The organism is Rheinheimera sp. (genome assembly GCF_020217005.1).
Lineage (GTDB): Bacteria > Pseudomonadota > Gammaproteobacteria > Enterobacterales > Alteromonadaceae > Pararheinheimera.
In genome coordinates this window covers 1-10000 of record NZ_JAIWOI010000328.1, presented here as the reverse complement: position 1 = coordinate 10000, position 10000 = coordinate 1, and the positions used below count along the sequence as shown (strand labels likewise).

12 protein-coding genes are annotated in these 10000 nt (G+C 48.4%); 3 read left to right on the top strand and 9 right to left on the bottom strand.

The features are described from left to right. A partial coding sequence (locus tag LDL40_RS16055; RefSeq protein ID WP_300996460.1) for a M14 family zinc carboxypeptidase occupies positions 1-1469 on the bottom strand: 1469 nt, incomplete at its 3' end. 125 nt (positions 1470-1594) lie between these two features. Between LDL40_RS16055 and nfuA the strand changes: the two genes are divergently transcribed. Then, the gene (nfuA, locus tag LDL40_RS16050) at positions 1595-2173 is read left to right on the top strand and encodes a Fe-S biogenesis protein NfuA (protein WP_300996459.1); all 579 of its coding nucleotides are present in this window, start codon (positions 1595-1597) and stop codon (positions 2171-2173) included. Between the two features lie 336 nt (positions 2174-2509). After that, positions 2510-3517 carry a polysaccharide deacetylase family protein gene (locus LDL40_RS16045; protein WP_300996458.1) on the top strand — a complete coding sequence of 336 codons (1008 nt, stop codon included), beginning with the start codon at positions 2510-2512 and terminating at the stop codon, positions 3515-3517. Between the two features lie 26 nt (positions 3518-3543). Here the strand turns inward: LDL40_RS16045 and LDL40_RS16040 are convergent, their stop codons facing one another. The 6 genes from LDL40_RS16040 to LDL40_RS16015 all read right to left on the bottom strand — a co-directional run bounded on the left by LDL40_RS16040 (position 3544) and on the right by LDL40_RS16015 (position 8424). Further along, complete coding sequence (locus tag LDL40_RS16040) at positions 3544-4560, bottom strand: 5'-methylthioadenosine/S-adenosylhomocysteine nucleosidase (RefSeq protein ID WP_300996457.1); 1017 nt, start codon at positions 4558-4560, stop codon at positions 3544-3546. Between the two features lie 120 nt (positions 4561-4680). After that, a complete protein-coding gene (locus tag LDL40_RS16035) occupies positions 4681-5319 on the bottom strand; it encodes an SCO family protein (protein WP_300996456.1) in 639 nt (212 codons plus the stop codon). A 15-nt stretch (positions 5320-5334) separates the two neighbouring features. Beyond that, positions 5335-6240: a heme o synthase gene (gene cyoE, locus LDL40_RS16030; protein WP_300996455.1), complete on the bottom strand. Its 906-nt coding sequence runs from the start codon at positions 6238-6240 to the stop codon at positions 5335-5337. Next, on the bottom strand, positions 6233-7213 hold the full coding sequence (locus LDL40_RS16025) for a heme A synthase (RefSeq protein ID WP_300996454.1): 981 nt from the start codon (positions 7211-7213) through the stop codon (positions 6233-6235). The genes cyoE and LDL40_RS16025 overlap by 8 nt, the downstream gene beginning before the upstream one ends. Continuing rightward, on the bottom strand, positions 7213-7710 hold the full coding sequence (locus LDL40_RS16020) for a hypothetical protein (protein ID WP_300996453.1): 498 nt from the start codon (positions 7708-7710) through the stop codon (positions 7213-7215). The genes LDL40_RS16025 and LDL40_RS16020 overlap by 1 nt, the downstream gene beginning before the upstream one ends. Beyond that, the gene (locus tag LDL40_RS16015; RefSeq protein ID WP_300996452.1) at positions 7711-8424 is read right to left on the bottom strand and encodes an SURF1 family protein; all 714 of its coding nucleotides are present in this window, start codon (positions 8422-8424) and stop codon (positions 7711-7713) included. 27 nt (positions 8425-8451) lie between these two features. Between LDL40_RS16015 and LDL40_RS16010 the strand changes: the two genes are divergently transcribed. After that, complete coding sequence (locus LDL40_RS16010; protein WP_127019243.1) at positions 8452-8661, top strand: DUF2909 domain-containing protein; 210 nt, start codon at positions 8452-8454, stop codon at positions 8659-8661. A 33-nt stretch (positions 8662-8694) separates the two neighbouring features. Here LDL40_RS16010 and LDL40_RS16005 read toward each other — a convergent pair whose 3' ends face one another. Together LDL40_RS16005 and LDL40_RS16000 are read right to left on the bottom strand one after the other, a co-directional pair. Next, entirely contained in the window at positions 8695-9576 is an 882-nt protein-coding gene (locus tag LDL40_RS16005; RefSeq protein ID WP_300996451.1) for a cytochrome c oxidase subunit 3, read from the bottom strand. Continuing rightward, positions 9569-10000 (bottom strand): cytochrome c oxidase assembly protein (locus LDL40_RS16000; protein ID WP_300996450.1); only part of this gene is annotated, 432 nt, incomplete at its 5' end. The genes LDL40_RS16000 and LDL40_RS16005, both read right to left, overlap by 8 nt.

Here is a 10000-nt window from a genome sequence, read left to right as displayed (position 1 = left end):
GTCAACACAGACTCTGGCTGTGGCGACCAAGCTTCTTCAGCCACACCAGAAGGTTTGCGGCCTACGGCACTGAATTCGATATTAAAGGCATAAGGTAAAGTCCAGGCCGATACATCGTAAAAAGTATTGTCCTGAAAGTTGGTCTGAGTGCTGAACGCCGCTTTTAACAATAGATACTGTGGTTGTTGCAGCGGAATATAATAAGCCTGACCTTTTTGATAAGTCTGGCCTTTTTGCTGCCAACGCTCATTGATTGGGTAAGCTTTAATTTGATGCTGTTTTAACAACGCCAGCAAAGCTTCTAAACGGGTTTTATCCGCAGCTTCTGCAATCACATAACCCTGAGTCGAGTCATCCGCTGCTAAACGTTCAGCCTCCAACACAAAAGCTTTTTGATAACTTTGCAGTGCATTTTTTTGCGCTACAGAGCCACGCAGGGTCGACAGCGAAGTAATATATTGATTTTCTACTGTTTTGCTAAAAGGCAGAGGCCCGTTAATGCTGTCCTGCAAATGACCTCGGCTACTGGCCTGCTCGAATAAAATACCCACGCTGGCATTAACGTCCGGGTAAGTTGAACCTTTACCTACATAAAAATCGTCAAAACTTTCTTCGGTGTAATACAAACGGCCTTTTTTATCCAAAGCTGCGGCATGGTATTCGGCAATTTTCGCTGTCAGTTGTTGATTGGCGGTTGGCGTTAATGGATAAGTCCGGGTTGGAATACCAGGCTGGAAAAAGAAAGTGCTGTTTGGGCCCATTTCATGAAAATCACCGACCACAGCGGGCCGCCATTTATAAAACTGAGCGATACGGGCACGACTTTCCGGATGCTCTAACGGCAGCCAGTCGCGGTTTAAGTCAAACCAATAATGGTTTGGGCGCCCATTAGGCCAGGGTTCAATATGCTCGCGGCTTTGCGGATCGGCCACTGGCGATTTACCTTTATGCATATTGGCCCAGGTGGCAAAACGCTCTAAGCCGTCAGGGTTTAAACTCGGCTGGATCAAAATAACAGCGTTTTTTAGCCAGTCTTGCACTTCGGCCTCTGTACTGGTTAATAAATGATGTGCAACCTGCACCGAAGCATTAGGGCCACTGGACTCATTGCCATGCACACCATACCCCAGCCAGACGATCAGCGGTAAATCATCCGCCAGTTCAGTACCAGTCGACAGCTGAGTCAGGTGCTGCAAACGAATTTGCTCCAATTTTTTTAAGTTTTCCGGGGATGAAATAATCAGCTGTAATAAAGGTTTTTGTTCATGAGTGTGGCCAATAATTTCCAGCTGAGCTTTGTCTGATCCTGCAGCCAGTTGCTGGAAGTACATTTGAATTTGATCATGGCGTAAATGCCATTCGCCGACAGGATAACCAAAAAATTGTTCCGGGCTTTGAGGCGCTGCCATTGAGAACTGGCTGCAAAGCCCCAATACTAAGGCACTGATGATAGTTGTTATTTTGTACATTGTTTTTCTCCCTTTCTGGCCGCTACCTTAGCAATAAAAAGTCCGGCCCGACAAGCGGGGCTGGCAAGGCAGAAGAAGTCAGAGTATCATAGCCATTAACCTAGTAATTTAGTCAGGTACTACCGATGATCACCATTTCTGAACAGGCGCAGAGCCATTTTCGTAAGCTGCTGGAAAAACAGGCCGCTGGCACTCATATCCGAGTCTTCGTGGTCAACCCGGGCACTGTTTCTGCGGAATGTGGCGTGTCCTACTGCCCTGCCGACGCGGTAGAAAGCACAGATTTAGAGCTGCCATTTGAAGGCTTTATGGCCATAGTGGATGCGGAAAGCAAACCTTTTTTAGTCGACGCCGAAATCGATTTTGTTACCGATCAGATGGGTTCTCAGCTGACGTTAAAAGCGCCAAACGCCAAAGTACGTAAGGTGAACGACGACGCCCCACTGAAGGAAAAAGTGCAATACGTCATAGACGCCGAAATCAACCCACAATTAGCCAACCACGGTGGCCGTGTTTCAGTGGTAGAGCTGACAGACGACGGCGTCGCTGTGCTGCAATTTGGTGGCGGCTGTAACGGTTGTTCACAAGTCGATTTAACCTTAAAAGAAGGTATCGAAAAAGAATTGTTGCAACGTTTTGCCGGTGAATTAACTGCAGTACGGGATGTGACGGATCACCAGCGTGGTGAGCATTCTTACTATTAAGCTGTTGTTTGTATAAGCTACAGAGGCCACTTGATGTGGCCTTTGTTGTATATACCCAAGTAACTTCAAGATGCAGAATTCAGCGGGAGATAAAAGCGCTTTAGGCAAGGCAGCTGTTGGAAGCTTCAGTGGCTCTAAAGCGACAACAGTTAACGCGGCATAAAGCGCTTTTAACCCCGCCCTTTGGGAGTCGCAGGGCGATTGCACTGCGGTGTTAGCCTGTCTCGCAAGGTGTCGACATTGCTTCACCAGGCTGCCTTGCATTGCAAGCGCCCTGCGGCTCTGAAACTCGCATCTTGAGGTCACTTGGGTATATATGTCAAAAGGAGTTCTGAAATGAAATTGCTGGCCTTTTTGTTGGTTTTACTAAGCTTCCCAAGCTTCGCCGCTATTATTTTGCAGTACCATCATGTCAGCACTCAGACGCCTCGTTCCACCAGTGTCACGCCGGAAGAATTTCGGGTCCATTTGCAGTATTTAAAAGACCATCAGTATCAGGTGATAGGTTTAGATACTTTGTTAGCGCAGCTGCAACAAGGTAAAGAACCAGCAGATAACGCAGTGGTGATCACTTTTGACGACGGTTTTGACAATATCTTTCTGCAGGCCCACCCGATTTTGCAGGAGTTTGGTTTCCCTTATACGGTGTTTTTAAGCCCGGCTTTAATAGACCGTAAAGAAGGCCCAGTGATGAGCTGGCAGCAAATCAAACAGCTGCACAAAGACGGCGTGATTATTGCCAACCATAGCTCCTACCATGATCATCTGGCCGCGCCGAATAAAGGCGAAAGCAAAGCGCAGTGGCTAAAACGGGTGAAAACCGATATTTTGCTGGCGCAAACTCAGCTGGAACAGCAGTTAGGCATCAAACACAAATGGCTGGCTTACCCTTATGGTGAATTTAGTGTTGAGCTGGAACAGATGGTAAAAGAGCTGGGGTTTATTGGTATAGGCCAACAATCCGGTGCTGTCGGCCTGAACAGCCTGATGACCCGCTTGCCGCGTTACCCTTCATCTAGCCAATACGCAGCACTGAAACACTTCACCCCTAAACTAAAAACCTTGGCGTTGCCGGTGAAAAAGTATCTGGCTGCCGATCCAGTCAAAGGCCCGAATCCGCCTACTTTGACTTTGCAAATCGATAGCTCAGATTTTAAAACCGGCCAATTGAATTGTTTTAGCAATGGCGAGCCTATCAAAGTGACCTGGCTAAAAGCCGATACCTTTAGCGCTCAGGCAGGCCAAAAGCTAAAAACAAGCCATAAACGCTACAACTGTACAGCGCCTTCGTTGACGAAAAAAGGCTATTTCTACTGGTATTCCCAGCCTTGGGTGATGGAGTAACAAGACTTGTACTGCCGTAGGCGCTCCTACGGCTTCATCAGCACAATTTGATCCAATAAGCCCAACAGCAATTTAGTGCCAGTGCCTGAGGCGATGGCATCAAAGACATTTTCGGCATTTTTGCCCTGTTGGCCGCCGGCTAAATCACTGACGGAGCGGATCACTATCCAGTCGACTTCGTTGACGAAACAGATCTGAGCCACAGCGGCCGACTCCATTTCAGTGACTTCGGCCTGAAACACTTTTTGCAGCCATTGGCGGTACTGGGCATTGTCTAAAAATACCGAGCCTGTCACACCATTGCCACCTACTTTGATTTGGATTGGGTGGCCGGATGGCATTTTGATGGGATCTATAGTGGCAACCGCTTTTTTTGTCAGCTCAAAGAGTTGTGGCGTAGCGGTGAAATACGGCATTTGCTGCGGGCTGTCCCAGCCTTGTTTAACCACCGCCATTTCTTCCGGATGGATATAACCAAAGTTTTCATAAGCAGGGGAATGCGGATCCTGCTTTTTACGCTCCCGGTAACTGGCCAACGCCTGCTCATAATAGTCCGGCAGAATATACTGGCCTGGTTTGGTCGGGTCAGGATTGGCATAGACAGATTCATCGTGGAAGTACCAACGCTCAGGAATGGCGATATCGCCCGGCTGGAATTGTGGATCCACAGCACCAGCTATCCCCATCATCACCACCCGTTCTATAGGGAAATAATCCAGCGCCATTTGCATTGTCATGGCGGCGTTTGGCACGCTGACGCCCGTGGTGAAAATGACGATGGGTTCACCTTTATAGTGGCCCAATTGATACTTAACACCACGGATGGTCAGTGTTTTGGCTATTTTGGCGTCTTTAAGCTTGGCAAAAGCCTCGTCAATCGCCTTAATTTCCGGCTCATAGGCGGCTACTATAGCCGTCCACTTATTAGTGGTGCTGAATTGTTTTGGACCATACTGACTAAAATCTTCGGCGCACAAATTAAAGCTAAATACCGCAGATAAAATTAGTAGTGGGACTAAGGCGCTTGATAAAAACTTTCTCATTAGGCTGTGCTCTATGCTGGAGTTTGCTTCATAACCACTTGTTATGAATACAGTTCCACCATAAGGCGTGCAGCCTGATCTTGTAAAGAAAGGAATGAAGTTTGTCGCAGCGCCTCCAGACTATCGGGCTGCAGCCGCTATCACCAAAGGATAATCCGCCAAAAACTGCTGGTTATTAATCAGCGGCACAGCACCTGCTTTCATTTCAGGTTTAAACATAGCCACTACGGCGCCCTGAGGGTTCAGTAGCGCTATGCTGGCACTGTGGTCAACTGTATAACGCTCTTCTGCGCCATCATTAATCGCATACATCAGGCCCAGTTGGCGAATAAAAGGGAATAAGTCTTTATGATCAGCTGTTCTGGCTTTGATCGGCGCTTGTTTAAAGTAGGTGATGTATTGGGCTAATTGCTCTGGTGTATCCCGTTTTGGGTCGACCGAGACAAACCAAATCTCTAATGGCTCTGGCGTCAGCTTGACTAAGTCCTGATACATGCCCGCTAATTTCGCCATGGTCATAGGGCAAATATCAGGGCAATGGGTATAACCGACAAAAACCAGCGTCCAGTGTCCCTGTAAATCTTTTAAGCCCACTGGCTGCTTTTGCTCATCCAGCAAGTTAAATTCGGTCAAAGCTCTGGGGCTTGGATAGACCAAAGCGGCCACAGGCTCGGCGGGCGCAGACTTAAAACTGGCTGATAACCACACACCTGCTGCCAATGCCACTACTGCAACTACTACCCATAACCACTTCTGCATAAAAGTATCTTCCTGTTAAAGCGCTGAAATCAACCAATAATGGTCCAGCAACAACAGCAGGAATAATACCATCAGATGCCAAATCGAAAACTTAAAAGTTGCCATGGCTGTTTCTGCTTTGGCATTAAACTTTAATTGCCAGGCATACCAGATAAAACCTAAGTTCAGTATTGTGCTGCCCAGCAAATACACAGCACCTGTCATACCGACCAGATAAGGCAACAAACAGACTAAAAACAGCACCAGGGTATAAAGGAAAATCGCACTTTTGGTAAATTCAATGCCATGAGTGACGGGCAACATTGGCATATTTACTTTGGCATAATCGTCACGGCGATGAATAGCCAAAGCCCAGAAATGCGGCGGCGTCCAGGTGAAAATAATCATCACCAGCAACAAGGCATGCGCATGCACTTCAGCCGTCATGGCTGTCCAGCCGAGCAATGGTGGCATAGCACCAGCTAAACCGCCTATGACAATATTCTGCGGCGTCGCCCGTTTTAAAAACATGGTGTAGACCACGGCGTAACCAAACAAACTGGCTAAGGTCAGCCAGGCAGTCAGTGGATTGACGGCAATAAATAACAGCAGAAAACCAGAACCTGCCAGCAGCAGTGAAAACTTCACCGCCTGCTGCGTTGATAAACGGCCACGGGCCACTGGCCTGTTATAAGTGCGGGCCATTTGCGCATCAATACGCTGATCCACTATATGGTTCATCGCCGCCGCAGCAGCGGATAATAAGCCTATGCCTAAAGTTGCGGCTATCATCAGGCCAAATCGGGGTAAACCGGGTTGCGCCAGCATCATGCCGACCCAAGCCGTCAGCACCAAAAGCGCGACGACCTTAGGTTTGGTCAGTTGGTAATAATCACGCCATTGCTGACTATAGTGTTGGGGTAAAGCCAGAACTTTAAGCATAAGCAGACTCCTTGTTTCTGTGCAGCTGATAACCAATCACTACCAGACACATGACTAAATTGGCTGCCACAAAGTTATGTGCCACCGCATTGGCCAAAGGCAAATGCAGTACCACGTTGGCAAGCCCCAAACTAAATTGCAGCAGCAACAGCAGCAGCACTATGCTCGCCATGTTTTTAATCAAACCCGAACTATTGCGCCACAAGGCTATGGCATAAGCCGCCACCACCAGCAAAGTAACAACAGCACCAACCCTATGCATCACATGCACCGTGGCGCGGGCGCTTTGGCTCATCACGCCGTATTCGTAATTGTCGTAGCCCAGATGCAGCGAAAATGCCTCGTCAAAATTAAGCTGGCTGGTCCAGCCGGCTTCGCAAACAGGCAACTGAATGCAGGCTAAGGCGGCATAGTTGGCTGCTGTCCAGCCACCCAGGGCTATTTGTGCTACCAGCACTAGCAACACCGGCCAAAACAGCAACTTCAGGCTTTGTTTTACGGCTATCAAAGGCGCAGGTTGTAATTGCCACCAATACAACGCCAATAACGACAGCAAAGTAAAGCCCCCCAGCAAATGCCCCATCACCACCACTGGATGCAAAGCTAAAGTCACAGTCCACATGCCCAAAGCGGCCTGAAAAATTACCAGCCCCAATAGCAAAGACGGCAACAGCACACGCTTTTGTTTCAGGCTAAATAAGAAAATCGCCAGTATCAGCAAACCCAAAGTGCCGGCAAAATACCTGTGGATCATCTCATTCCAGGCTTTATGACTTTCGACAGGTCGATCCGGATACAAAGCTTCAGCCTGCTCAATATGATGGGCCTGCTCCGGCACTTTTAAAAAGCCGTAACACCCAGGCCAGTCCGGACAGCCTAAACCCGCATCAGTTAAACGGGTGTAAGCGCCTAATAAAATCACCAGCATGGCCAATACTATGGCGCAACTGACTAAAGGTTTCAGGGGTCTCATCAAAGCCCCCTGTCGTATTTCAGCAGTTTGTTTAAATCTGTCAAAATAGCTTTTCCGGTTTGCACCATTTGGGTTTTGTCGGCAGTCACGGGATAGGTCATCAGCGCCAGGCCATTCAGATCCACCAGCACCAGCTTTTGTTGTAACGCATCAGCACCCGCAGGGTTAGCCTGCCACAACAGTTTTTGTGGCTGAGCACCACCGGATTGCCATAACTCTAAATGCTGCTGTTTACGGCCCAGGGCCGTATACACCTGCTGCATACCGTAATGGGCATTTTGACAAAGGGCGTCACAGTCGGCTTTGTCACTGACATAGGCTAAGCGCCAGTGCACATCACCGCTGGCTTTGGGTAATAACAAAATCTCTTCACTGAGCCACTGGCCTTTGTTGGTGGTGGCTCCGCCAAACCAACCCAGAGATAAAAACGTCTGCGCAAAAGCCAGCGGCAATAAAGAACACAACAAAAACAGCAGTAAAAATTTCTTCTTCGCCATTTACAGCTCCTTCTTTGACATAAACCAGCCGATCACCACCACAGCAACGGCCAGCAATAACCATTGCAGCGCATAAGCACGGTGTTTTTCCGGTGGCATCACCACAGCTTTATAGTGGTACAGATAAGGGGATTGTTGTTGGTACAGCAGAGCCGGATACAACTCCTGCCCCAGCACTTTCGCCAGTTCAGCAGGCTCGACTTGCTGCATACGTTGTGGCCACAGTCCTGTCTCTTCTAAATTCTGGCCAAGGCGAAAACCTTTGAGTTCAGTGCGCAATAACGCCTTTAATTCAAATTGGTCAGGAATAGTGAGTTCTGGCAGCACATCACGGCTGGGCGGTGCAGCAACCCACCCTAAATTCACTAAGACTGCCGGGCCTTGATTGGACACCAACACAGGGATCACCAGGTCGTAGCCTGCTTTGCCCTGGATCAGCTGATTATCCAGCAGCCAGACCGCAGGTTTTAACCAGACCGCTTTACCTTGTAGCATCAGGCCGTCTTGTTGCTCTGCTGGTATGGACGCTAAATCTATCCACTGCACTGGTCCTTGCTGCTCTGCCTGGTGCAACTGATCCAATTGAGTTTGCTTTTGTTCGGCGCGCTGCCACTGCCAGTAACTCAACTTGATCAAAAGCGCAAAAGCGACCAGAGTGAATACAGCCAACAGCCAGTGTCGGGACAGATGACGAACAAAAGGCTGGGTTGTCATAAAAGTACCAGCCCTAAGTGAGGTTCTATGTGGATTAAACTTTTACTCATTGCACTACTGCTCTTTATTGTTTTTAACTTATTTCGTGCTTTGTTTCTGATGCTGAAAGACGATGAGAATCAGCCCAGCATGTCGAAGTTTTTAGGCAGACGCGTCTGGTGGTCAGCCATAGTGTTATTGCTGGTGATCCTTGCACTGCAGTTTGGCATCATCACTCCGCACGGCAGGCCCTATTAGCCCCTAAGCGGGCTGGAAAAGCCCGCCTCTGTGTTACAGCACGTAGACAAAAATAAACAAACATAACCAGACCACATCAACAAAATGCCAGTACCAGGCGGCGGCCTGAAAGGCAAAATGCTTATGGGCGGTAAAGTGATTTTTCAGCAAAATACGCAGGAAAATCACGGTAAGGAATAAGGCCCCCAGAGTCACATGCAGACCATGGAAACCTGTCAGTAAAAAGAAGGTATTGCCATAAATACCTGAGTCCAGTTTTAAACCCAGATCCTGATAGGCATGCACGTACTCTATGCCCTGCAAATACAGAAAACTGGCACCTAACAAGATAGTGAGTCCTAACATCAGCTTCAGCTGACCTCTTTTATTTTGCTCCAACCCCATATGAGCAAACTGCAAAGTGACAGAGGAGGCTAATAAAATCAGCGTGTTATAAAGAGGCAAACCTTGCCACGGCATGGCCTGAGTTTCGATGCCACCCGGTGTTTTTAATAAAGGCCAGGCTGCTTCAAAGGCCGGCCACAATACAGCAGCAGTACTGGCGTTATTGCTGGCGCCGTCCAGCCATGGAATAGCAATGGTTCTGGCATAAAACAAAGCACCAAAAAAGGCGGCAAAAAACATCACCTCGGAGAAAATAAACCAACTCATGCCTTGACGGTAGGACCTGTCCAGTTGCTTGCTGTACAAGCCATGCATAGACTCATCAATCACATTTCTGAACCAGCCGACCAGCATAAAAATTAACGTAGCGACACCAGCCAGCAACAGATAACCGCCATAACCCGGCTGATCTTTCGTCACTTCATTGACAAAATGTCCTGCGCCAAAGGCCATCATAAAAAGCGCCACTGCGCCCACTATGGGCCATGGGCTTTGGTCAGGTACGTAATAATGTTCGTATTTTTCACTCATTGTTATCCCCTGTTGCTGTCTGTGCAGTGACCGGGGCTGCAGCTTCTACTTCGTACAAGGTGTAGGACAAAGTGATAGTGCTGAACTGTTCCGGTAGTGCGGGATCGACATAAAATTGCAACGGCATTAATAACTGCTGACCTGCCGTCAGATGTTGTTGGGTAAAACAGAAACATTCCATTTTATTAAAATACAAAGCAGCCTGCCCCGGCGACACCGAAGGCACGGCCTGAGCTGTCATGGCCCGGCCTGTAATATTGTGCGCCAGATAATCAATACGGTGGATTTCTCCCGGATGCACCCGAAGTTTATGCACCACTGGCTCAAACACCCAAGGCATGTTGTTATTAGGACGGGCAATAAACTCCACCAGCACTTCACGTTTTTTATCCGGTATAGCAGCTTCTGCTGTCGCTGCCATGCT